Genomic DNA, 21,793 nt, shown 5'->3' on the forward strand with positions numbered 1-21,793 from the left:
TGTCAGACCTGCCTGGGATGCTCCGAGCATGGCGATGACGCTGCAACTGACGATCGACTGCTCCGATCCGCAGAAGATGGTGACCTTCTGGGCCGAGGCCCTGGACTACGTGCCCGAGCCCCCGCCGGACGGGCACGCCACGTGGCGTGCCTACTGGGCGTCGATGGGGGTGCCCGAGGAAGAGTTGCCGCCCGGTGCCGGGGACATACCGGAGTCGATCATCGATCCTTCGGGACGAGGGCCGAGGGTGTGGTTCCAGCAGGTTCCGGAGCCGAAGCTCGCCAAGAACCGGTGGCACTTCGACCTGAAGGCCGGCGGGGGCCGTGACGTCCCGCTGGACACCCGCACCCAGCGGGTGAAGGCCACGGTGGAACGGCTGGTCAAGGCCGGCGCCACCGTGCTGCGCATCAAGGACGAGCCGGACATGGGGCTCTACGCCGCCGCCATGCAGGACCCGGAGGGCAACGAATTCGACGTCGTCTGAAGGCCGTTGGGGTCACGTCGAGTACGCACACCGGGCGTTACGGAGTCTGCGCCGAGATCATCCACCCTCTCACCAAGGGGCATATACGCCCCGCCACGGTCGAAACGGTGGGGCTTCACCGGACCGCAGTGGTCGGACGGCGTCGACCGTCCCGGCCTGCACACCCGCGACGACGGAGCCGGTCCGACCCTGGGGACATGGGCCTGGGGAGGGCTCGCCACGCGCATGCCCACCGATCACGTCGGCGCACCGGTGAACTCCACGATCCCCGACAGAATCAAGGTCGGACGGCGGCATCCTGCCGTTCCAGCCATCCGGAGATCGCCCGGTTCGTCTCTTCGGGCATTTCCTCCTGGATCCAATGACCGCAGTCCAGGCCGACCACTTCCACATGGGGCACGAACGCTGTCAGGTCTTCGGACCTCGGTATCGCCCGGTCCTGGTCGCCGTAGATCATGAGGGCGGGCTGTCGGACGATCGGGTCCACGTCCGCCAGCAAGCGCCAGTTGCGGTCGAGGTTCCGGTACCAGTTGATGCCGCCCGTAAATCCCGATGCCTCGAACGCGGAGACGTAGACGGCCAGTTCGCTGTCGCCCATGACGGGCTCACCGCATGGTGTCTCCGCTCTGGCGAGATTGATCATGGCCATGCCCGGCTCAGGGGGCGCGGGGGGCACGTTCTTCCGGTAGAGGTTGCGGAGGAACTGGGACGCGTTCTCATCGAACACGGCGTCCGCGACGCCCGGCTGTCGATTGAAGTGGACGAAGTAGAAGTCGCCGCCGAGGAATTCCTCCATGACCTCGATCCACGGCTTCTCTCCGCGCACCTGGTAAGGCAGGCTCAGGTTGATCACCTTGTTCACCCGGTCGGGGTGCAACAGGGCCAGCGCCCAAACGACGAACGCACCCCAGTCATGGCCGATGAAGGTGGCGTCCTCGTATCCGTAGTGGTCGAGAAGCGCGACGAGGTCACCCGACAGGTGCTCGATGTCGTAGTCCGTCACTTCGGCCGGGCGGGATGAGTTGCCGTAACCCCGCTGGTTCGGTGCGATGACGTGGTAGCCCGCTGCGGCGAGGGTGGGCATCAGGTGACGCCAGGAGAAGGCGTGCTCCGGCCAGCCGTGGCAGAGCACGATGGGCTTCCCCTCGTTTTCCCGGCCTGCTTCGAAGACTTCGAGTTCCACCCCGTTGACCGGAACAATGGTGGGCTCGGGAAAATCGGCTGGATTGAGCATGACGTTTCCTTACTGCCTTTTCGGGGTGATGAGATCACCGCTCAGGTCTCGCCATCGCCGCCATCATCCGCTCCAGGCGGGCCAGGCGGGTCTTCTTGCTGCGGGCGGTGACCAGGCGGAGGCACAGGGCGAACTGGTCGGATTTGCTGAGCGTCTCGTAGAACGCCCGCGCGGCCGGGTCCGCGTCGAGCGCCTCGACCAGATCCGGAGGTGTGGTGGCATTCCTCTGCGAGGCATACGCCGCCTCCCAGCGGCCGTCCGCCCGCGCCGCCTCGATCTCGGCGAGGCCGCGGGGGCGCATCCGGCCCGCCGCGATGAGGGCCTCGGCCTTGGCGACGTTCACCTGCGACCAGGCGGAGCGGGGGCTGCGGGGTGTCGTGCGCTGGAGGAAGTACGTGTCGTCAAAGCCGCGGCGCAGACCGTCGATCCAGCCGAAGCAGAGCACCGTGTCGACCATCTCTTCCCAGGTGAGCGAGGGGATGCCGGTGTGCTTCTTGGCGATCTTCACCCAGAGCGCGGCCCGTTCCCCGTGATGCGTGTCGAGCCAGGCCTCAAGCTCGGCCGGGCTCGCGGGGACAAGGATTTCGACGCCGTCCTCGTGTTCCTGCATGAACCGCAGAGTAGAGGCCCTATAGGACAGCTGCTGACCTACACGTACCCGATCTCCCCCGCTATGGCCGCCTGGAGGAACCCGGCTTGAACCGGGCGGGCGCGGTCAGCAGGACACCCCACCATGCGCGGCACGGTGGGGCGGGTCCCGGATCCGCTCGTCAGACGGCGTCGAACCCCCCGGCCCGCACGCCCGCCACGAACGCGGAGAACGAGGCGGCCGAAACGTCGACCACCGGGCCGCCGACGCACTTGGAGTCACGGACCGGGACGGTGCCCCGCGAGGCGACGAGGTTGGCGGCCACCTCGACGCAGTCACCGCCGTTGTCGCTGTACGAGGACGTGAACCACTGCGGGTGCTCGGTCATCGCGAAGGGCCCTTTCGTAGCGGGAAGTTCCACCATGCACGAGCCCGAAGAGCGACGCCAGAGGACCCCTCGCGCACCTCCACCTCCGGACAGCAGAACGCCCCACCATGCACGGCACAGTGGGGCGGTGCTCGGAACTCAGCCCGTCAGGCGGCGTCGAACTTCCCGGCCTGCACGCCCGTCACGAACGCGGAGAAGGCAGCGGTACGCACGTCGACCACCGGGCCGTCCACGTTCTTGGAGTCGCGGACCGGGACGATGCCCTGCGAGGCGACGAGGTTGACGGCCACCTCGACGCAGTCACCGCCGTTCGAGCTGTACGAGGACGTGAACCAACGGGGGGATTCGGTCTTCACAGGGTGCCCTTTCGCAGCTTGCTGATCTTGGCCGCAGACGCCGCCTTCGACAGCGCCTCGCCCTGCATCTGATGGTAGGCCGTGAACATGGGGGCCACCACCGATGTTTCGCGCTCGACATAGCCCTGCGCCTGCGATTCGGCATACGCGACGATGGACCGGTCGACCATGGTCAGCAGGTTGACGGGCAGATCGAACGCCCTGCGCTCCCCCATGCTGAACGGCGCCACCTGGATGATCCAGTTGGGCCGCGCGGACATCTCCTCCAAGTGTCGGAGCTGGGCGTTCATGACCTCCGGACCGCCAACAGCCTGATGGAGACAGCTCTCGTCCATGACCACGAACATCATGGGCGGCTGCGAACGTACCAGGGCCGCCTGTCGCTGTTCCAGGAACGCGACGCGTTCGTCGGCCTGCTCGTAGGTGATGGACCCGCGTTCCACGGCACCGTAGGCCACAGCCCGCGCGTAGTCCGGCGTCTGTAACAGCCCAGGAATGAGACCGAGGTTGTAGATCCGGAGCTCCACCGCGCGGCCCTCGTACCCCACGTACTCCGGGAAGCCCTCCTTCAGCGAGCCGTTGCGCAGCTCCATGTACTCGCGCTCGAACGAGTCGGCTGTGCCGGTCGTACCAAATGCCTGGTCGGACTTCCGCGAAAAGGGAAGAGACGGCGGTTTGCGAACAGTTTCCACGGCCGAGATGTGCTGACTGGAGTACCCGATCCTCGGGGCCAGCGCGTCCTGCGTCCACCCCCGCTCCTCCCGGAACCTGCGGAGACGCGCTCCGAAGGCCGCTTGCGGGCTGCTGGCGGGGTTCAGTTGCTTGATATTGGCCATGCCCGTACTTCCTACTCTTCCTTCAGATTCCCTCAGTTGAAGGACTTCTCACGGTAGGTCAATCTGAATCGCCCCGGTAGCCGAATGGCTACAGAACGGAGCGAAGGAGTACGCCGTGGACTCTCGTGCGAGCCACCAGGAAGCACCTCCTGACCCACCCGCCCCGAACACCCCCCTGGTCGACACCAGTCGCGACAACCGCGTGGGCGAGTTCCGAGGGGTCGCCGGCGTCTACTGGTCCCTCCGCCCCATGGGCGGCGGCATCGAGTGGCAGGTCGAGCCCCGGCACGTACGCCCCGCGCTCCCCATAGAGCAGCTCCGCGCCCGTACCGCGCGGGCCAACGCCCGCAGTCGGGGTGAGGTGCTGTGACGCCACGCCCCCTCGCCCGGCGCCCGGCCGCCCCCACCGCACCCTTCGCCGAACTCGTACGCATCGAATCCGACCCGGCCTACCGGGCCCTGATTCGCCACGGCGACCACGGGCGCGCCGCGTGATGCGCGCGCGTTACGCCGCCGAGGTCACCGTGACCGCCGGGCAGCGGTTCGCCTCGCTCGGCGGGGTCACCGTACGCAACCGGCGCCTGGTCCTCCTGTGGCTCCGCCGCCAGGCCCTCCGCCTCGCCAACGGGCACGGGAGTGCCGTACGAGACGCGTTGCCCGCCGACGTACGGGCTGTCCGCTTCCACGGCTCCGACGCGCCGGAAAGGCTGCGGCTCTGGGCCACCGACGGGCCGCGTCAGGACGACGCGATACAGGCCCTCGAAGCGGGCTTTCCCTTGCTGATCACCGTAGTTGACCCGGCCGTCGGGCTCAGCCTGACCCTCGCCGGGTGGCGCGGTTGCCTGGCCGACCATCCGTAGGCCCTCCACAGAAGAGACCGACGTGCTGCAATGCACCGCCGTGACCGAGGCACCCGTCAGCGACGTGCTGACCGCCCTCGTCACCATGGGCGGCGGGCCCGACGACCCGTCCAGTGTCCTCGCCTCGAACCACCACCTCCTGTGCGAGCTCGGTGAGCACGACGCCCATACCGAGCACGCCGCGCTCGTCTCACCGGCCGAGGTCCCCCACAGACCCGCTCTGTGGTTCTTCTGGACCGGTGGCGGCACCGAACGCGTCCACCGGGTCGCGACCGTGCGCTGGTGCCCGGCGGTCCTCCGCACCTTCGCCACCGAATCCTTGTTGCAGTGCTCCTTCTTCGACCGCCACCCCGCACCCCACTCCTGGGGCGTGGTCGACCCGCTCGGTGACCTGATCGCCGGACCGGTCGGCTCGGGTGACGTCACCGAAGACCCGAGAGAGCGGCCTCAACCATGAAGCAGTGCACGGCCGTTGCGTTCCTGCCGCCCCCGGACCACGTGATCGCCCTGGCGGCCCCCGGACACCGCCCGGAGCCCGGCCACGTCCTCTGCGAACTCGGCGAGGACCACGAGGGCGGGGGCGATCACGCGGCGATGCTGTGGGACCAGGGAGGCCGGTACGGGGGCGCCGTCTGGGCGCGGTGGAACACGGAGCGCACCGAACTGGTCCCGCTCCCCTGGTGTTCCGCCCTCGACTCCCGCAACGAGGCGTGCGGGCTCTTCGCCGGGCACCCGCCCCCGCACAGCTGGGAGGTCACCGACCCCACCGACGAAGCGATCACACGGGTCCTCGCGGAGCGGCACCCCCACCTGTTCCCCGAACGGAGGGAAGGAGGCGGGGGTTAAGGGCCTCTTGTTTGGATCAGGCCGGATCACCAGCTGGTGAGCGTGCGCAGGATGGTCAGCATGCCGTCGGCGCCGTCGGTAGAGGCCGGGCGTACCCGGGTGGGATCGACGCGTACCAGCGGCATACCCATCACCGAGGACATACGGCTGCTGGAGAAGATCTGGGTGCCGGTGTGCAGGGCCCGCACCAGCGCGAGGACGTCGTCCCCGCCGAGCAGGTCCTCGGTTCGGGCATCGGCCCGCAACGGGATCTCCCACACGGTCGTGTTCTCGTGGTCCTCGCCCGGGCCCCGCCCTACGGCGATGCGCACCGCTTCGGAAGGCGGCGGGGGCGGCAGAACGCCCAGGATGATCCGGCCGTCGGGGAGCGGTACGCGCGGATACGGGAGCAGCAGGCGCACCAGGTCCGCCTGCTGCTCCGCGATGTCGTCATACGTGGGGCTCACGCGGGACAGGATGTCACCGGCCGGACTCGTTAGGGTCGGATCCATGACGACACCCCTTGCCGGCAGTGCCTTCGACTCGCTCCGTCTCGACGCGATGCGCGACCAGGAGGCGCTGCGCCAGGCGTACGAACTCCCCAGCGCCGCCGCCGTACGCAAGCAGATGACCGAACTCACCGAGCAGACGCAGCGGTTGATCGGCTGCTCGTCGCTGGTCCTGGTCTCCAGTGCCGACGCCGAGGGCAACTGTGACGTCTCGCCGCGCGGCGGCCCCGCCGGGTTCGTCTCCGTCCTGGACGCGCGGACTGTGGCGATACCGGACGCGACCGGCAACAAGAGGCTGGACACCCTCCAGAACGTCATCGCCACCGGGCGGGCCGGTCTGCTCTTCCTCATCCCGGGGCGCACCACCACGCTCCGGATGAACGGCCGGGCCTGCGTCTCCACCCGCCCCGAGCTGCTGTCCCAGCTGACCGCCGTGGGCAAGCCGCCGGCCAGTGCACTGGTGGTCGGGATCGAGGAGGTCTACCCGCACTGCCCCAAGTCCCTTCTGCGCAGCGGGGCCTGGAAGCCGGAGCAGTGGCTGCCGGCGGACGCCCAGCCGACCTCGGCCGAGGTCACGCTGGCCCAGCTGCGGATGCCGGAGCTGACCATCGCCGACATCGAGCAGGTGGAGGCGGACTCGCTGAAGTACCGGTACGAGTGACGGCCGCGGTCGAGCCCGGGTCACCGTGCCGGAGCCGCCGGCCGGAAGCCCACACCGATCGCCGCCAGATCCTCTTCGTACGCGCCGTGGCGCGGGGCGCACCGGGCCAGGTCCTGGCGGAAGGCGCCGCCCCGGGTGATGTGCCGGTAAGCCCAGCCCTCGGTGGCCGGTACGTGGATCTCCGTACGCGAGGACTCCTTCCGGTACCACGCCTCCGGTACGCGTGTGTCCGCGTAGCGACGGGCCACGCCCGGGACAGGGAGACAGAACGGCGGTGGTCCGCACCGGTCGACGCGTATCGGCCGCGCACGTGGCCGACTCGCCACGCTTGTCAACGTACGCCGCGCGGACCACCCGGGAGTGATCTTGCCAACGACAACTCCCCTGTGACTTGCTGGAGTCGAGCCACAACCGTCCGTAGCAGGCGGCCGGTGAGCGGTGAGGCGAAGGGATGACGATGAGCACTGCCAGCGCGGGAGCCGCGGGAGCCACCGACGGCGAGGACGCCGACCCTCCGATCAGTACGGTCGCGGGGACCGGGGCCGCCGGGTTCAAGGGGGAGAACGAGCCCGCCGTGACGGCTCACCTGAAACATCCTTACGGCATCGCGATCGACAGCGTCGGCACCCTCTACTTCTCCGACTACAGCAACCACCGGGTCCGGAAGATCACGACCGACGGGAAGGTCAGGACCGTCGCGGGCACCGGGGCCGCGGGCTACGGCGGCGACAACGGCCCGGCCACCTCGGCCCGGCTGAACTGCCCGCGCGAGCTGGCGGTGGACCGGGCCGGCGCTCTCTACATCGCCGACGCCGAGAACCACCGGGTCCGCAAGGTCACCCCGGACGGGCAGATCAGCACGGTCGCGGGGAACGGGGCCGCGGGCCACAGCGGCGACGGCGGGCCGGCCACCTCGGCCCGGCTGAACAGGCCCTTCGGCGTGGTGGTGGGCGGCTCCGGTGTCCTCTACATCGCGGAGTACGGCAACGACCGGATCCGGAAGGTCACCCCCGACGGGACGATCAGCACCATTGCGGGGACCGGGCAGGCGGCGTACGGCGGGGACGGCGGCCCTGCGACCTCGGCCCATCTGCGGGCCCCGTACTCGCTGGTGCTGGACGAAGCCGGCGCTCTCTACATCGCCGACGCCAGCAACCACCGGGTCCGGAAGATCACCCCGGACGGGCAGATCACCACGGTGGCGGGCAACGGCTCGGCGGGCTTCGGCGGTGACGGCGGCCCGGCCACCTCCGCCAAGCTGAACCGGCCCTACGGACTCGCCCGGGACAGCACGGGCAACCTGTACATCTCCGACTTCGAGAATCACCGGGTCCGCAAGGTCACGCCGGACGGGCAGATCAGCACCGTCGCCGGCACGAAGGGCGCGGGCTACGGCGGTGACGGTGGCCCGGCCTCCGCCGCGCAGCTCAACCAGCCGTACGGGCTCGCCGTCGACTGCGTGGACGCCCTTTACATCGTGGATCACGTCAACCACCGCATCCGGAAGATCGCCTCCCCGAGGATGGTCGGCATGCCCGACTCCGGAACCGTCGCCTCCTGGGCCAACGTCCGGAGCAAGCTGCGGATGGGCGTCCTGCGCGAGTCCACCGCCGACGGGGCCGAGATCCGTCAAGCGCTCGCCGCTCCCCGCGACCACCAACGGTGGCGGCTGGTCCCGGCGGGTCAGGAGGACGGCGACATCCTGTACACGTTCGAGAACGTGCGCAGTGGCAAGGTCCTGGAGGTCGGCGGGGCCCACCAATGCGACGGGGCCGTGGTGGCGCAGCGCGCGTACGAAGGCGTGGACGCGCATCACCAGCAGTGGCGGCTGATCCCGGTGGGCGCCGCCGGCGACGCGCAGCAGGTCTTCGAGATCGCCAACCGCAACAGCGGGCTGCTCCTGCGGGTCGGCACCAACGCCCGCGCGGCGGTCAGGCAGCACAGCGCCGAGGGCGACCACCGCGAGCGGCAGTGGCAGTTGCTTCCCGCGTGAGACCGGGAGCGGAGGGGCGGAGGGGCCTTGCGCCTCCGCCCCTCCGCTCCCTCGTCCTCCGAGTCCTTACGAGCCCTCCGCCTCCGGCTTCTCGGCCTTCGGGGTCTCCGGGGTCTTCGGCGGCTTCGCGAAGTCGCTCTTTTTCGGCCTGTCTTCCAGGTCCTCGTCCTTCTGGAGGCCGCTGTGCTGCTCCACCGTCCCGCTCGCCTCCTGCATGCCGGCCGCGGCCGCCGAGGAGACCGAGCCGGGGTCCTGGGCGTACTGGGCCTGGGCGCCGGCCGATTCCTGGGTGGCCTGGACGAAGGAGCCGAGGAAGCCCAGGATGATCCGGGCCTCGGGCGACTGCTCCTGCACAACCTTGGCGCGTGAGGTGGAGCCGTGGATCCCGTTGGTGAACAGGCTGGCGGTCGTGTCGTCGTACGTGTCGTCGTCGGCGTCCTCGAAGTCGACGCCCGCACCCGGCTGCGGTCTGGTGCCGTTCGTGGTCACGGAGAAGAGGCCCGCGCTCCTGCCCGCCGAGCCGAAGATGTTGTCGAACACCATGGTCGTCACCCCTGGTTGTCGTGTGGCGGTGTCACCGCCCGGTCACGGGTTCTTGTACAGCGTCTGCTGACTGTCGCTCAGGTCCTCGCCGTCGAACATCGCGTGATGGACGTCCAGCGCGGAGACGACCTCGGCCGTGCCCATCATCCGGAAGCCGCCGGCCGCCAGGTCGATGTCACCGATGTCGCGGGCGACGACCGGTGCCAGGCCCGGGTAGGCGGAGGACTGCGGTGGCGAGAGGACCGTCACAGGCACCGCGTACTGCACCGCGATCAGCCCGGAGAAGGTCACCGGGATCTCGTACGTGTACAGCCTGCGGACGCGTCGCTGGGTGACCAGGGTCTTCACCCGGGAGCCGGGCTCGACCTTGCCGGAGATCTGCGATTTCGACGCCCAGCTGGTGGTCAAGGAGCCGCCGACGGTGGCCGCGATGCCCAGCGCCAACTGGGCGTTGAGCGAGGCGTTCCCGGTGGCGCTGCCGGTCGTCGTGAACCCCACCGAGTTCGTCACGGTGTTGGTGGAGGTGTTCGACGAGGCGTTCCGGTTGGACGTCTCGGTGGCGTGGGCCTTGTCGACGCCGACGCTGTCCTTGCTGTTCTTGTTGGTCACGGTGTCGGTGTTGCGGTTCGCCACCTCGTTCTGGCACTGCGCCTGGAGCTGCGACTGGAGGTCCAGCCGGAGCTGGTTCTGGAGTTGCAGTTGGAGCGAGGCCCCGACGCTGCCGCCGAAGGTGAGTTTGGCGTCCCCGTGGAGCGACCAGGTGACCCCGTTCGACACGGTGAAGTCGACGGAGTCGGTGAACGTCATCTCCGACGTCTGGCTGCGGTTGACGTAGGCGCGCGAGGAGAACGTGTCCGGCGGGGGCTGGACGATGTTGCTCCGCTCCTCGATGAGCGGCTCCCCGAGGGTCATGTAGGCCAGCCAGCCCAGTTGGTGCGCGGACCCGGGGAAGGAGCCGAAGCTCGACTTGTTGAGGGAGAACCCGACGGGCTTGTGCTGGGCGCCGTAGTTGTCGACGTAGACCAGATTGGGGTGGCCCAGGATGGACTGCCAGGTCTGTTCGATGTTCAGTTCGCGCAGGTTCTTCTTCGTCAGCGGCTGGCGCTTGGCTGGTACCAGGTTGTACGCGGTGGAAGGCATTCCCCGTCCTCGACTGTCTGGCCGGATCGCGCTAGGCGAAAGCGGAAACAAGCGGCTGCGCATGTCCCGGAATTCGAAGCTAGCACGCGCCCCAATTTCTCCGTAATGCATCCCCGCGCATCGCACCCGATCGAGGGAGTTCCGTTCCGGCCGCTGTCCTGAAAAGAGGGTTCACGAAAACTCTGAGCCCTCCTCGATCGCCCGAGCGACCAGTTTGCGTCATTCTTACCCCCACCCACTCCGACCTCGAACGTTGTCGGCTTTAGGCGCATTTTTCTCGGTCATTCATTCGCTTTTCGTGCCGTTCTCACCGGAGTCCATTGCGGCCTCGACCAGGGGGCGTGATAAACCACTGCACTGAGTGCCCGACACGTTGTTCTCCATCTCCAGAACAGGTGAGGTTTCCGCGATGTACACCCAAGAACGCACGGCGATGTCGAATTTGGTGGTCGGCGGTCCGGTGGCGGTGAACAGCTATGACAACGCGATCGTGGCGGCGCTGCTCGAAACCCGGCCGGTCATGCTGGTCCACGCCTTCAACGGCGGTTATCTGCGGCCTGCCGAGCTGAAGGAGCAGAGCCACGACAAGGGCGTCCAGCTGTCCACCGCGCTCGATCCGGCCATCAAGGAGGCGAAGGGCCACCTCTGGTACATCACCCCCGGCGGCTTCTTCGGGCAGCGGCCGCTGTACTTCATCGAGAGCGCCGCCGGCCAGGTCTCGACCCCGCCCCCCGCCCCGGGCACGGCCCAGCCCCCGATCGACGCCGGGCGCGGCGACGACGGCGTACCGAAGCCGCAACGCCGGCGGATCACCGTCCACCAGGAAGCCCCCCAGAGCGGCGCCGACACCCTCCAGGTCGGCCTGCCCGGCAAGGTCGGCGAGAAGTGGCGCGGCAGGAACGGCACCCCCGAGGACACCCAGCTCTGGGTCGTCACGGTCACCCCCTGGGGCGGGATCACCTTCGTGCCGATCACCCACCCCGACGCGATCCTCGGCTTCAAGGACCACGCGGTGACGGCCAACGGCGAGGCACGCCTCACCTACAACTGGGGAGGGGACTTCACCGGGACGGTCATCAACACGTTCTACCCGCGCCTGCCCAACGAGTGGAACGTCCCGTACCACCACGTCTTCACGTGATTCGTGGCCACCACCGCCACCGCAGCCCTCGCCGCCCGCTCCCGAGTCAACGTCCGCGTCCGCACCGCCTGGAAGAGGCACCACGATGCCCGTGCCCACGGAAGAACTGAAGCTGGAGATCGTCAACGCCGCCACCGGGAGGAGACTCGGCGCCAAGGCGGCGCCGAGCGCGGACGGGACCCTCGTCGTCCGCGACTTCCCCGCCGGAGCCGGGGCCGACGGCCCGCGCCCGGACCTGTGGCAGCTCACTCCCGTGACGCCGGCGCAGGACGACCCGGCGTACGTGATCCGTAACGCGGCCGGCGGGAAGGTGCTGGACAACCCCGCCGCCGCGGACCGCGGGGTCCGCCAGTGGGACGCGGCCGCCGGGAAGAAGGGCCAGCAGTGGCACGTCGTCCCCGTCGAGGGCGAGGCGGGGCTCTACTTCATCGAGGGCGTGGCCGACGGCACCGTTCTCGACCTGGAGGAAGTGGCGGAGCCGGACGACCCGGAGGACGGATGGAAAGGCCCGGACGAGATCCGGATCACCCTGAACCCGTACGACGACGGCGCGGCGAGCCAGCGGTGGCGGTTCGTCCCGGCCGAGCCCGAGCGCACCAGCGACCCCGTCCTGCGCTGGGCGCCCCTGAGCCACTGGAACAGCCGGCAGTCCTGGCGGCTGGGCCGCTCGGCCGCGCTGCGGCCCGTACCCGGCGCGGCCCCCTCCTTCAGCGACCCGCTGCTGGTCCTCGAAGCGTACGGAAGTGCTCCGGAGGCGGGCGGCTGGAAGACCGACGTGCTCACCCCCTCGCCCGGCGGAGGGCCCGGCACCTGGGCCGGGTCCGGAGCGCGGCTGCTGGCCGACACGACGGGCTCGGCCCACGCCGACATCGTGGCCGTCAGGCCCACCAAGGGCGCCGTGACGTCGGTCGGGCGGGGCGACGGGACGTTCGACGACGAGCAGCCGCTGCACCAGGGGGCGACCGCCCCGAACGCGGCGGACCTGTGGTCCTTCGTGGACCTGGCGGGCACCGGCAGGCCCGATCTGGTGGTCCTGTGCACCGGCGGGGTCCGGATCTCCGCCCGGGGCGAGGACGGGGCGTTCGCGCCCGCGGGCGGCGACCTGGCCGTCAAGGCGTTCGGGCACGGCAAGCAGGCCGGTGAGTGGCTGGCCGACAAGCACCCCCGTTTCCTGGCCGACACCACGGGCGACGGCCGGGTCGACATCGTCGGCTGCCACGACGACGGCGTGTGGATCTCCCTCCAGGCCGAGGACGGAACCTTCGCGCCGCTCCCCGGCGAACCGGCTGTCCGGGCCTTCGGGCACGGCGAGGAGGCCGGCGGATGGCTCGTCGCCCGCCACCCGCGCTTCCTGGCCGACACCACCGGGGACGGCCGGCTCGACATCGTCGGCTGCCACGACGACGGCGTCTGGGTCTCCCTCCAGGCCGAGGACGGCACGTACGCCGAACCGCTGTACGTGCTCGACGAGTTCGGGTTCGAGCAGGGGTGGCGCTCGGCCGACGGGTACCCCCGGTTCGTGGTCGGCGCCGCCGAGGGCCGCGCGGCGTACATGGTCGGGTTCGGCCCGCAGGGCGTCGTCGTCTCCCACGGGCGCGGCGACGGCACCTTCGAGCCCGCGCGGCTCGTCCTGAACGACTTCGGGCGCGCCCAGGGATGGACGGGCGGGAAGCATCTCCGCCTCCTCGCGGACGTGACCGGGGACGGCACCCCGGACATCGTCGGCTTCGGCGACGAGGGGGTCTGGGTGGCGCACGCGGTGGGCGAAGGCCGTTTCGAACAGGCGCAGTTGGTGTGCCGGGGCTTCGGATACGGCGAGGAGGCGGGCGCCTGGCGGGTGGACCGCCACCCTCGCTTCCTGGCCGACATCACCGGCGACGGCCGCGTAGACATCGTCGGCTTCGGCGGGCCGGGAGTGTACGTGGCCCGCAACCTCTTCCGGCGCTTCAGGACCCGGTAGCCGCGTGGCGGTGTGCCGGGGCGCTCACCGGCGTACGCGAAGGGGCCCGTTCCGTACGTACGCCGTACGGAACGGGCCCCGGTGCGTGGGTACGTCAGCTCTGCGCGGGCGGCGTGTCCTGCTCGGACTGCCCGGGCTGCTCGCCCGGCTCGGCGGCGGTCGTGGCCGCCTGTGCCTCGGCGCGCTCGCGCATCTTGCGGACGAGCTCCTGCTTCTTGTCCTCGGCCACCTTGCGGTCGGCCCCTCGCGCGGAACCCGCGCCCTGCTGTTCGGCGCGGGACAGCTTCTTGCGCTGTCCGCCGACACCGAGGAGGTTGTTGCGGCTCTTGGCCACGGCGTTCTCCCATTCGTGGTGATGAGAAGTGAGTCAGGAAAGGTCGAAGGGGCCGGTCGCGCCGATCCCCGTGGCGGCGGGGATGGACTCAACCCGCCGCGCTCTCACTCGTAGATCTGGAAGAACGAAGACATGCCGGAACGGTACCCCGCTCCCGGAGCACCCCGCACCAGATTTTCAGGCCGTCGGGTCGACCGTCGCCTGGTGGGCCTCGGTCAGGTGCTCCTGGGCCTTCAGCCAGGGCAGGAACTGCGCCGAGCGGCGCCAGCCGCAGGTGGAGCACGTCAGCTCGCGTGACATGCCCGACTTCCGTACCTGCACGACGTGTTCACGGCCGTGCTGGTCCCATCTGCTGACCTTGCTGCTGGTGATCGACGGCATCGCGTACCTCCCGGGACGGCGGCGGGGGCTCCGGTGGACCGAGTGGACCGATACGGCGAAGCCCCCGGTTCCGTACCCGGAACCGGGGGCCTCACGCGCCTACGGGCGCACGTACGGGAGTTGTCAGCAGCCGACCAGGCGCGCGCCGAGGTACGCCTGGATCTGGTCCAGGGAGACGCGCTCCTGCTTCATCGTGTCGCGCTCGCGCACGGTCACCGCGTTGTCGTCCAGGGTGTCGAAGTCGACGGTCACGCAGAACGGGGTGCCGATCTCGTCCTGGCGGCGGTAGCGGCGGCCGATGGCGCCGGCGTCGTCGAACTCGATGTTCCAGTTCTTGCGCAGGTCCGTCGCCAGGCCCTTGGCCTTCGGCGAGAGCTGCGGGTTGCGGGAGAGCGGCAGGACCGCGACCTTGACCGGCGCCAGGCGCGGGTCGAGGCGCATCACGGTGCGCTTCTCCATGACGCCCTTGGCGTTGGGCGCCTCGTCCTCGATGTAGGCGTCGAGCAGGAACGCCAGCATCGCGCGGCCGACACCGGCCGCGGGCTCGATGACGTACGGCGTCCAGCGCTCGCCGGCCTCCTGGTCGTAGAACTGGAGGTCGGTGCCGGAGGCCTTGGAGTGGGCCTTGAGGTCGTAGTCGGTGCGGTTGGCGACGCCCTCCAGCTCGCCCCACTCGCTGCCGCCGAAGCGGAAGCGGTACTCGATGTCCGCGGTGCGCTTGGAGTAGTGGGAGAGCTTCTCCTTCGGGTGCTCGAACCAGCGCATGTTCTCCTCGCGCATGCCGAGGTCCGTGTACCAGTTCCAGCGCTGGTCCATCCAGTACTGCTGCCACTCCTCGTCCTCGCCCGGCTTGACGAAGAACTCCATCTCCATCTGCTCGAACTCACGGGTCCGGAAGATGAAGTTGCCCGGAGTGATCTCGTTCCGGAAGGACTTGCCGACCTGCGCGATGCCGAACGGCGGCTTCTTGCGCGAGGTCTGCTGCACCTGGCCGAAGTTGGTGAAGATGCCCTGGGCGGTCTCGGGGCGCAGGTAGGCGACCGAGCCGGAGTCCTGGGTGGGGCCGAGGTGGGTGGAGAGCAGGCCCGAGAACTCCTTGGGCTCCGTGAAGGTGCCCTTGTTGCCGCAGTTGGGGCAGTTGAGGTCGGCGAGGCCGTTGACCGGCGGCTTGCCGTGCTTCTCCTCGTACGCCTCCTCCAGGTGGTCGGCGCGGTAGCGCTTGTGACAGGAGGTGCACTCGGTCAGCGGGTCCGAGAAGGTGGCGACGTGACCCGAGGCGACCCAGACGTCCGGGGCCAGGATGACCGACGAGTCGAGACCGACCACGTCCTCGCGCGAAGTGACCATGTAGCGCCACCACTGGCGCTTCAGGTTCTCCTTCATCTCGACGCCCAGCGGCCCGTAGTCCCAGGCGGCGCGCTGACCACCGTAGATCTCACTGGAGGGGTAGACGAAGCCACGGCGCTTGCTCAGGCTGACGATGGTGTCGATCTTGTCGGCGGCCACGGTGCTCTCTTCATTACGACGGCGACGAACGGCGAATGCTTCAGATTACCGGCGGGCGCACCCCTCGGATCAAATCGGTGGGGCCTTCGACGATCTTCGGCCCCTCCCTATGTGACCTTCCGGGCATCTCATCCGCCTTGTTGACAATCGTTTCCACTTTTGTTGAAAATGACTGTCATGAACGTACGCCGCCTCATACCCACCACCGCCGTCGCCGGAGCAGTCGTCCTCGGTCTGACCGCTCTCTCGGCCTGCTCCACCTCCGATGCAGCGGACGGGGGCAACGGCGACCAGCTGAAGGTGACCGCGTCGTTCTACCCGATGCAGTTCCTGGCCGAGCGGATCGGCGGCGAGCACGTCGCCGTCACGAGCCTCACCAAGCCGGGCGTCGAGCCGCACGACCTGGAGCTCACCCCCCGCCAGATCGGCTCCATCAGCGAGTCCGACTACGTGCTCTACCTCAAGGGCGTCCAGCCCGCCGTGGACGACGCGATCCAGCAGTCCGGTGTGAAGAACACCGTCGACGCCGCGACCCTCACCACGCTGGAGAACCACGGAGCCGAGGTCAGCGGCCACGACCACGGCCACGAGGGCGAGGAAGAGCACGGTCACGAAGAAGACGCCCACGAAGAGGGCGACGGCCACAACCACGGCGAGGAAGGCGGCGCCGACCCGCACATCTGGCTGGACCCGGTGAAGTACGCCGAGGTCGCCAAGGGCGTCGGCAAGTCCCTGGAGAAGGCCGACCCCGACCACGCCGCCGACTACAAGAAGAACACCGAGGCCCTGGTCGGCGAGCTGAACAAGCTGAACACGGCGTACGAGACCGGGCTGAAGAACACCGCCACCAAGACCTTCATCACCACCCACTCCGCCTTCGGCTACCTCGCCGAGCGCTACGGGCTCACCCAGCAGGGCATCGCGGGCATCGACCCCGAGGCCGAGCCGACCCCGGCCCGCATCCAGGAGCTCCACACCGTCGCGGAGAAGGAGAAGGCCACGACCGTCTTCTTCGAGACACTCGCCAGCGACAAGACCGCGAAGACCCTCGCGAAGGACACCGGGCTCAAGACCGACGTCCTGGACCCGCTGGAGGGAATCACGAAGAAGTCCCAGGGCGCTGACTACATCGAGGTCATGGAGTCCAACCTCGCCGCGCTGCAGAAGGCGCTCGGCGCGAAGTGACCCCCACCACATCCCGATCGGAGGCGCTCATGCCGGAGCGTGAGACCAGCACCCGCGAGCCCGTGGCCGGCACCCGCGAGGCCGTCGTCAGCCTGCGCGGCGCCACGGCCACCCTCGGCGCGCGCCCCGTGCTGCGCGGGGTGGACCTCACCGTGCACCGCGGCGAGGTCGTCGCCCTGCTCGGCGCCAACGGTTCCGGCAAGTCCACCGCCGTACGGTCCGCCATCGGCCAGGTCCCGCTGACCGGCGGCGCCGTCGAGCTGTTCGGCACCGAGCTGCGGCGCTTCCGGCAGTGGGGCCGGATCGGTTACGTGCCCCAGCGCACCACGGCCGCCGGCGGGGTCCCCGCCACCATCCGCGAGGTCGTCGCCTCCGGCCGGCTGGCCCGTACGAAGCTGCGGTGGCCCGGGAAGGCGGACCGGGCGGCCGTGGACCGGGCCATCGAGCTGGTGGGCCTGTCCGACCGCGCCAAGGACTCCGTGAGCGCCCTGTCGGGCGGCCAGCACCAGCGGGTCCTGATCGCCCGCGCCCTGGCCGCCGAGCCGGAGCTGCTGATCATGGACGAGCCGATGGCCGGGGTGGACCTGGCGAGCCAGGAGATCCTGGCGGCGACCCTGCGTGAGCAGGTGGCCCTGTCCACCTCCGTGCTCCTCGTGCTGCACGAGCTGGGCCCGCTGGAGCCGCTGATCGACCGGGCCGTGGTCCTGCGCGACGGCTGTGTGACGCACGACGGGCCGCCGCCGGAGGCGCTCGGCCAGCACGCGCTGCCCGGCCACGACCACGTACACCCCCACGCGGCCGACGAGCCCGTACGGACGGGACTGCTGACCTGATGTTCCTCGAATTCCTCAACCCGCCCTTCATGCAGCGGGCGCTCATCGCGGCCGTCCTGGTCGGCATCACCGCGCCCGCCATCGGCATCTACCTGGTCCAGCGCCGCCAGGCCCTCATGGGCGACGGCATCGGGCACATCGCGATGACCGGTGTCGGCCTCGGCTTCCTGCTCTCCACCAGCCCCGTCTGGATGGCCACCGCCGTCGCCGTGGCCGGTGCGGTCGTCATGGAGCTGATCCGCTGGTACGGGCACACACGCGGCGACCTCGCCCTGGCGATGCTCTTCTACGGCGGCATGGCGGGCGGCGTCATGCTGATCAATCTCTCCGACACGGGCTCCAACGCCAACCTGACCTCGTACCTCTTCGGCTCGCTCTCCACCGTCTCCGAGTCCGACGTGATCGCGATCTGCGTGCTGGCGGCCTTCGTGGTGCTGGTCACGGTCGGGCTGCGGCGGCAGCTGTTCGCCGTCAGCCAGGACGAGGAGTTCGCCCGGGTGACCGGGCTGCCGGTGCGGGTGCTGAACCTGCTGGTCGCGGTGACGGCCGCCGTGACGGTGACCGTCGCGATGCGGGTCGTCGGGCTGCTGCTGGTCAGCGCGCTGATGGTGGTGCCGGTGGCGGCCGCGCAGCAGATCACCAAGTCCTTCAAGGTGACGTTCGTGCTCTCCGTGGTGATCGGCACGGGGGTGACCCTGGCCGGCACCGTGACCTCGTACTACCAGGACGTTCCGCCGGGGGCGACGATCGTGCTGCTGGCCATCGCTGTGTTCGTCGCGCTGACCGCGCTCGCGGCTCCGCTCGCGAAACGACGGGCCCGGGCGAGCGAGGCGAAGGGTGCGGAGTGCACCCTGGAGGTACCGGCGGCCCGCCGGGGGACGGACGACCTGCGCGTTTGAGTGCGGCGTCCGGTCGGGCTGGCACAATGGCCCGACACATGTACGGGCGACACGAGGAGGCACCTGTGGCCACGGCGCCGATCAGTGGCACGAACGCAGCGCCGGTACGCGGCCGGTCCACCCGGCAGCGGGCTGCGGTGGCGGCGGCCCTCGACGAGGTCGACGAGTTCCGCAGCGCCCAGGAGCTGCACGACGTCCTCAAGCACCGCGGCGACTCCGTGGGCCTGACCACGGTCTACCGGACCCTTCAGTCCCTCGCCGACGCGGGCGAGGTCGACGTCCTGCGCACCACCGAGGGCGAGGCCGTCTACCGGCGGTGCTCGACCGGTGACCATCACCACCACCTGGTCTGCCGGCTCTGCGGCAAGGCGGTCGAGGTCGAAGGGCCCGCCGTCGAACAGTGGGCCGAGATGATCGCCGCCCAGCACGGCTATGTGAACGTCGCGCACACCGTCGAGATCTTCGGCACGTGTGCGGAGTGCGCCGCGAGCAAGAAGTAGGCGCGCGAACGTGAGAAGGGCCCCTGTACGCGTACAGGGGCCCTTCTCACGTCCTACGTCACTTCTTGGCGGCCTCCGCGGCCTTCGCGGCCTCCGCCGCCTCCTGCGCCCCGCCGAAGCGGCGGTCGCGCTGCGCGTACTCCAGGCAGGCCCGCCACAGGTCCCGACGGTCGAAATCCGGCCAGAGAACGTCCTGGAAGACCATCTCCGCGTACGCGCTCTGCCAGATCAGGTAGTTCGAGGTGCGCTGCTCGCCGCTGGGGCGCACGAAGAGGTCCACGTCCGGCATGTCCGGGTAGTAGATGTACTTCTGGAACGTCTTCTCGTTGACCTTCGACGGGTCGAGCTTCCCGGCCGCCACGTCCTGGGCGATGCGCTGCGCGGCGTCCGCGATCTCGGCACGGCCGCCGTAGTTGACGCAGAAGTACAGCGTCATCCTGTCGTTGTCCTTCGTCTGCTCCTGGGCGACCTGGAGCTCCTGGACGACGGACTTCCACAGCTTGGGCATGCGGCCCACCCACCGGATCCGGATGCCGAGCTCGTCCATCTCGTCGCGGCGGCGGCGGATCACGTCGCGGTTGAAGTTCATCAGGAACTTCACCTCGTCCGGTGAGCGCTTCCAGTTCTCCGTGGAGAAGGCGTAGAGCGAGAGGTTCTTGACGCCCATCTCGATGCACCCCTTGAGGACGTCCATGACGACGCCCTCACCGACCTTGTGGCCCTCGGTGCGGGGCAGCCCCCGCTCCTTGGCCCAGCGGCCGTTGCCGTCCATCACGACGGCGACGTGCTGGGGCACCAGCTCGCCGGGGATCTTCGGAGGCGTCGCGCCCGAGGGGTGCGGCTCGGGGGTCTTGTACGTGCGCCGGTTACGGCCGCCGAGGATCCCGCGTACTGCCATGAGGTTCTCAGTCTCCCTGTGTCACTTCTTCACACAACGCGTCGCTCTCTAGGGCCCGCGTCACTCTCTTGGGGCCCGCGTCACTTCTCGACGTACCGCAGCGAGCGCAGGCCGCGCTCCAGATGCCAGTGCAGGTAGGCGGACACCAGCCCGCTCCCTTCCCTGACATGACGCGCCTCGCACGCGTCCGCCGTCGCCCAGTCGCCGCTGAGCAGCGCGCTCAGCAGTTCGAGTGCCTGTGCCGAGGGTACGACGCTCCCGGGGACCCGGCAGTCACCGCATATGACGCCCCCCGCCGCGACGGAGAAGAACCGGTTGGGGCCCGGCATCCCGCACTTGGCGCAGTCCTCGAAGCTCGGCGCGTACCCGTTCACCGCGAGCGAGCGCAGCAGGAACGCGTCCAGGATCAGATGGGGCGCGTGCTCGCCGCGGGCGAGGGTGCGCAGGCCGCCGACGAGGAGCAAATACTGCTGGACGGCCGGTTCGCCCTCGTGGTCGGTGAACCGCTCGGCGGTCTCCAGCATCGCGGTGCCGGCCGTGTAGCGGGCGTAGTCGGCGACGATCCCGCCGCCGTACGGGGCGATCGTCTCGCTCTGGGTGCAGAGCGGCAGCCCGCGGCCGATCAGCTCGCTGCCCCGGGCGAAGAACTGCACGTCGACGTGGGAGAAGGGTTCCAGCCGGGCGCCGAACTTGGACTTGGTGCGGCGCACCCCCCGGGCGACAGCGCGGACCCGGCCGTGGCCCCGGGTCAGGATCGTGATGATCCGGTCGGCCTCGCCCAGTTTCTGCGTACGCAGCACGACGCCGTCGTCCCGGAACAAGCTCATGGGGCCATTGTCGCGCACAGCCGGACGGGGCCGTACGCCTGTGCGCCTATGCGCCTGTGGGCCTCCAGAAAGCCCTGGGGAGCCCTAGGAGGGCGTGCGGGCGGCTGCGGCGAGCAGGCGGGCGGTGTCGTCGGCCGGGAGCTTCAGGGCGCCGCCCACCGTCGTCAGGACCTCGCGCTCGGCCGGACTGTAGGCCCCGTCGGCGAGCGCGATCCGGGCGCCCTGGAGGAGGACCGACTCGCGGCCGGCGGTGGCGAGGTGCGGGGCGAGCGGGGCCAGCACCTCGTGCAGTTCGATGGCGAGGGTCGCGCCGCACGCGTCGGCCGCCGGGTCGGACCGGCCGCCGTACCCGGTGTCGGCGGCGAGCACCTCCACCACGGTGTACAGCTGCTCCTGGGTGCAGTCGTCGAGCCCGGCGTCCCGGACGACCCCGACGGCGGTGTCCAGCACCGTACGGGAGGTGGTCCCGCCGGCCGCGAGGACGGCCAGGGTGACGGTGTGGACGGCCTCCCGGAGCATCGAGGAGAACTGGGTGGTGGTCGGGTGGTCCAGGGCGTCAGGGGCGAAGCGGGCGCGGCAGGCGGCGCACTCCACGACGGGCTCGGTCTCGCCCCGGCCGGCCAGCGGGATGCCGAGGACGGTGAGCCGGCGGCGGCCGGTCAGGCGGCGGTAGTTGCGGTCGCCGCCGCAGCCGGGGCAGAAGAAGGCGCCGTCACCGACGGCGTCCCAGACCGTGCGGATGCCGCAGAGGACCGGCCTCAGAGCGCGTTGTCCTTTGGCTGACCGCACGTCGCACACCTCCGTAACGCTCCGGCAACACTGCCGTGTGTTGGACGTGATGTTAGCCACATGCGTGAGGTGACGTCAGTAGCCCGGAGGTCACAACCCTCGGATATGGCCGAACCCCGACC

Annotated in this window: 28 protein-coding genes and 1 pseudogene; 14 read left to right on the forward strand and 15 right to left on the reverse strand. The window is 69.7% G+C overall.

The features are described from left to right. The first annotated feature begins 28 nt into the window (after nucleotides 1-28). Nucleotides 29-484: a VOC family protein gene (locus IF17_RS0107310; RefSeq protein ID WP_030563351.1), complete on the forward strand. Its 456-nt coding sequence runs from the start codon at nucleotides 29-31 to the stop codon at nucleotides 482-484. Nucleotides 485-761: 277 nt separating this feature from the next. On the opposite strand, the gene IF17_RS0107315 is transcribed toward IF17_RS0107310, so the two are convergent. The 5 genes from IF17_RS0107315 to IF17_RS0107335 form a co-directional block, all read right to left on the reverse strand. Beyond that, a complete protein-coding gene (locus IF17_RS0107315; RefSeq protein ID WP_030563353.1) occupies nucleotides 762-1,718 on the reverse strand; it encodes an alpha/beta fold hydrolase in 957 nt (318 codons plus the stop codon). A gap of 34 nt (nucleotides 1,719-1,752) precedes the next feature. After that, on the reverse strand, nucleotides 1,753-2,328 hold the full coding sequence (locus tag IF17_RS0107320; RefSeq protein ID WP_030563355.1) for a YdeI/OmpD-associated family protein: 576 nt from the start codon (nucleotides 2,326-2,328) through the stop codon (nucleotides 1,753-1,755). Nucleotides 2,329-2,488: 160 nt separating this feature from the next. Beyond that, entirely contained in the window at nucleotides 2,489-2,695 is a 207-nt protein-coding gene (locus IF17_RS0107325) for a DUF397 domain-containing protein (protein WP_030563358.1), read from the reverse strand. A gap of 146 nt (nucleotides 2,696-2,841) precedes the next feature. Further along, entirely contained in the window at nucleotides 2,842-3,051 is a 210-nt protein-coding gene (locus IF17_RS0107330) for a DUF397 domain-containing protein (RefSeq protein WP_030563360.1), read from the reverse strand. Then, nucleotides 3,048-3,887, reverse strand: a complete 840-nt coding sequence (locus IF17_RS0107335) for a helix-turn-helix domain-containing protein (RefSeq protein WP_030563362.1) — start codon at nucleotides 3,885-3,887, stop codon at nucleotides 3,048-3,050. Before IF17_RS0107335 ends, IF17_RS0107330 begins: the two co-directional genes overlap by 4 nt. A 115-nt stretch (nucleotides 3,888-4,002) precedes the next feature. Here IF17_RS0107335 and IF17_RS0107340 point away from each other — a divergent pair, with 115 nt between their 5' ends. The 5 genes from IF17_RS0107340 to IF17_RS0107360 are packed head-to-tail and all read left to right on the forward strand — an operon-like array spanning nucleotide 4,003 to nucleotide 5,593. Then, on the forward strand, nucleotides 4,003-4,257 hold the full coding sequence (locus IF17_RS0107340) for a hypothetical protein (protein WP_030563364.1): 255 nt from the start codon (nucleotides 4,003-4,005) through the stop codon (nucleotides 4,255-4,257). Continuing rightward, nucleotides 4,254-4,382, forward strand: coding sequence for a hypothetical protein (locus tag IF17_RS1000000140105; protein WP_272932849.1), 129 nt, complete (start codon nucleotides 4,254-4,256; stop codon nucleotides 4,380-4,382). Before IF17_RS0107340 ends, IF17_RS1000000140105 begins: the two co-directional genes overlap by 4 nt. Then, nucleotides 4,382-4,747 (forward strand): hypothetical protein, encoded by a 366-nt coding sequence (locus IF17_RS0107350; protein WP_030563366.1) that lies wholly within the window; start codon nucleotides 4,382-4,384, stop codon nucleotides 4,745-4,747. The genes IF17_RS1000000140105 and IF17_RS0107350 overlap by 1 nt, the downstream gene beginning before the upstream one ends. A 40-nt stretch (nucleotides 4,748-4,787) precedes the next feature. Beyond that, the gene (locus IF17_RS0107355; RefSeq protein ID WP_244890435.1) at nucleotides 4,788-5,204 is read left to right on the forward strand and encodes a hypothetical protein; all 417 of its coding nucleotides are present in this window, start codon (nucleotides 4,788-4,790) and stop codon (nucleotides 5,202-5,204) included. Then, nucleotides 5,201-5,593 carry a hypothetical protein gene (locus IF17_RS0107360; RefSeq protein WP_030563371.1) on the forward strand — a complete coding sequence of 131 codons (393 nt, stop codon included), beginning with the start codon at nucleotides 5,201-5,203 and terminating at the stop codon, nucleotides 5,591-5,593. Before IF17_RS0107355 ends, IF17_RS0107360 begins: the two co-directional genes overlap by 4 nt. 26 nt (nucleotides 5,594-5,619) lie before the next feature. Here the strand turns inward: IF17_RS0107360 and IF17_RS0107365 are convergent, their stop codons facing one another. Next, the gene (locus IF17_RS0107365; RefSeq protein WP_051883912.1) at nucleotides 5,620-6,039 is read right to left on the reverse strand and encodes a hypothetical protein; all 420 of its coding nucleotides are present in this window, start codon (nucleotides 6,037-6,039) and stop codon (nucleotides 5,620-5,622) included. 43 nt (nucleotides 6,040-6,082) lie between these two features. Here IF17_RS0107365 and IF17_RS0107370 point away from each other — a divergent pair, with 43 nt between their 5' ends. Next, entirely contained in the window at nucleotides 6,083-6,742 is a 660-nt protein-coding gene (locus tag IF17_RS0107370; protein WP_030563375.1) for an MSMEG_1061 family FMN-dependent PPOX-type flavoprotein, read from the forward strand. Nucleotides 6,743-6,762: 20 nt separating this feature from the next. Here the strand turns inward: IF17_RS0107370 and IF17_RS0107375 are convergent. After that, a pseudogene (locus tag IF17_RS0107375) lies at nucleotides 6,763-6,915 on the reverse strand (formylglycine-generating enzyme family protein); the annotation flags it as partial. 278 nt (nucleotides 6,916-7,193) lie between these two features. Here IF17_RS0107375 and IF17_RS0107380 point away from each other — a divergent pair. Beyond that, nucleotides 7,194-8,735, forward strand: a complete 1,542-nt coding sequence (locus IF17_RS0107380; protein ID WP_380890525.1) for an RICIN domain-containing protein — start codon at nucleotides 7,194-7,196, stop codon at nucleotides 8,733-8,735. Nucleotides 8,736-8,801: 66 nt separating this feature from the next. Here IF17_RS0107380 and IF17_RS0107385 read toward each other — a convergent pair whose 3' ends face one another. Next, nucleotides 8,802-9,278 (reverse strand): hypothetical protein, encoded by a 477-nt coding sequence (locus tag IF17_RS0107385; protein ID WP_026241396.1) that lies wholly within the window; start codon nucleotides 9,276-9,278, stop codon nucleotides 8,802-8,804. A gap of 42 nt (nucleotides 9,279-9,320) precedes the next feature. Further along, nucleotides 9,321-10,418: a hypothetical protein gene (locus IF17_RS0107390; protein ID WP_018511573.1), complete on the reverse strand. Its 1,098-nt coding sequence runs from the start codon at nucleotides 10,416-10,418 to the stop codon at nucleotides 9,321-9,323. Between the two features lie 409 nt (nucleotides 10,419-10,827). Here IF17_RS0107390 and IF17_RS0107395 point away from each other — a divergent pair, with 409 nt between their 5' ends. Both IF17_RS0107395 and IF17_RS0107400 read left to right on the forward strand, forming a co-directional pair. Further along, nucleotides 10,828-11,559, forward strand: coding sequence for a hypothetical protein (locus IF17_RS0107395; protein ID WP_030563381.1), 732 nt, complete (start codon nucleotides 10,828-10,830; stop codon nucleotides 11,557-11,559). An 85-nt stretch (nucleotides 11,560-11,644) separates the two neighbouring features. Beyond that, complete coding sequence (locus tag IF17_RS0107400; RefSeq protein ID WP_030563383.1) at nucleotides 11,645-13,519, forward strand: FG-GAP-like repeat-containing protein; 1,875 nt, start codon at nucleotides 11,645-11,647, stop codon at nucleotides 13,517-13,519. A gap of 94 nt (nucleotides 13,520-13,613) precedes the next feature. Here the strand turns inward: IF17_RS0107400 and IF17_RS0107405 are convergent, their stop codons facing one another. From IF17_RS0107405 to IF17_RS0107415, 3 genes are all read right to left on the reverse strand, one after another. Next, nucleotides 13,614-13,853 (reverse strand): DUF6243 family protein, encoded by a 240-nt coding sequence (locus IF17_RS0107405; RefSeq protein ID WP_030563385.1) that lies wholly within the window; start codon nucleotides 13,851-13,853, stop codon nucleotides 13,614-13,616. Nucleotides 13,854-14,030: 177 nt separating this feature from the next. Continuing rightward, complete coding sequence (locus tag IF17_RS0107410) at nucleotides 14,031-14,234, reverse strand: hypothetical protein (RefSeq protein ID WP_030563387.1); 204 nt, start codon at nucleotides 14,232-14,234, stop codon at nucleotides 14,031-14,033. Nucleotides 14,235-14,357: 123 nt separating this feature from the next. Beyond that, the gene (locus IF17_RS0107415; protein WP_030563389.1) at nucleotides 14,358-15,740 is read right to left on the reverse strand and encodes a glycine--tRNA ligase; all 1,383 of its coding nucleotides are present in this window, start codon (nucleotides 15,738-15,740) and stop codon (nucleotides 14,358-14,360) included. Between the two features lie 177 nt (nucleotides 15,741-15,917). Between IF17_RS0107415 and IF17_RS0107420 the strand changes: the two genes are divergently transcribed. The 4 genes from IF17_RS0107420 to IF17_RS0107435 all read left to right on the forward strand — a co-directional run bounded on the left by IF17_RS0107420 (nucleotide 15,918) and on the right by IF17_RS0107435 (nucleotide 19,157). Next, nucleotides 15,918-16,925, forward strand: a complete 1,008-nt coding sequence (locus tag IF17_RS0107420; RefSeq protein ID WP_030563391.1) for a metal ABC transporter substrate-binding protein — start codon at nucleotides 15,918-15,920, stop codon at nucleotides 16,923-16,925. A 29-nt stretch (nucleotides 16,926-16,954) separates the two neighbouring features. After that, nucleotides 16,955-17,758: a metal ABC transporter ATP-binding protein gene (locus IF17_RS0107425; protein WP_030563393.1), complete on the forward strand. Its 804-nt coding sequence runs from the start codon at nucleotides 16,955-16,957 to the stop codon at nucleotides 17,756-17,758. Further along, a complete protein-coding gene (locus IF17_RS0107430) occupies nucleotides 17,758-18,657 on the forward strand; it encodes a metal ABC transporter permease (RefSeq protein WP_030563396.1) in 900 nt (299 codons plus the stop codon). Before IF17_RS0107425 ends, IF17_RS0107430 begins: the two co-directional genes overlap by 1 nt. A 65-nt stretch (nucleotides 18,658-18,722) precedes the next feature. Continuing rightward, on the forward strand, nucleotides 18,723-19,157 hold the full coding sequence (locus tag IF17_RS0107435) for a Fur family transcriptional regulator (RefSeq protein ID WP_030563397.1): 435 nt from the start codon (nucleotides 18,723-18,725) through the stop codon (nucleotides 19,155-19,157). Between the two features lie 58 nt (nucleotides 19,158-19,215). Here the strand turns inward: IF17_RS0107435 and IF17_RS0107440 are convergent, their stop codons facing one another. From IF17_RS0107440 to IF17_RS0107450, 3 genes are all read right to left on the reverse strand, one after another. After that, nucleotides 19,216-20,055: an isoprenyl transferase gene (locus IF17_RS0107440; RefSeq protein ID WP_030563399.1), complete on the reverse strand. Its 840-nt coding sequence runs from the start codon at nucleotides 20,053-20,055 to the stop codon at nucleotides 19,216-19,218. A gap of 80 nt (nucleotides 20,056-20,135) precedes the next feature. Then, entirely contained in the window at nucleotides 20,136-20,882 is a 747-nt protein-coding gene (recO, locus tag IF17_RS0107445) for a DNA repair protein RecO (RefSeq protein ID WP_026241394.1), read from the reverse strand. 84 nt (nucleotides 20,883-20,966) lie between these two features. Next, nucleotides 20,967-21,671, reverse strand: coding sequence for a TerB family tellurite resistance protein (locus IF17_RS0107450; protein WP_030563401.1), 705 nt, complete (start codon nucleotides 21,669-21,671; stop codon nucleotides 20,967-20,969). Between the last annotated feature and the right edge of the window lie 122 nt (nucleotides 21,672-21,793).

Source organism: Streptomyces cyaneofuscatus (genome assembly GCF_000718135.1).
Classification (GTDB): Bacteria; Actinomycetota; Actinomycetes; order Streptomycetales; family Streptomycetaceae; genus Streptomyces; species Streptomyces cyaneofuscatus.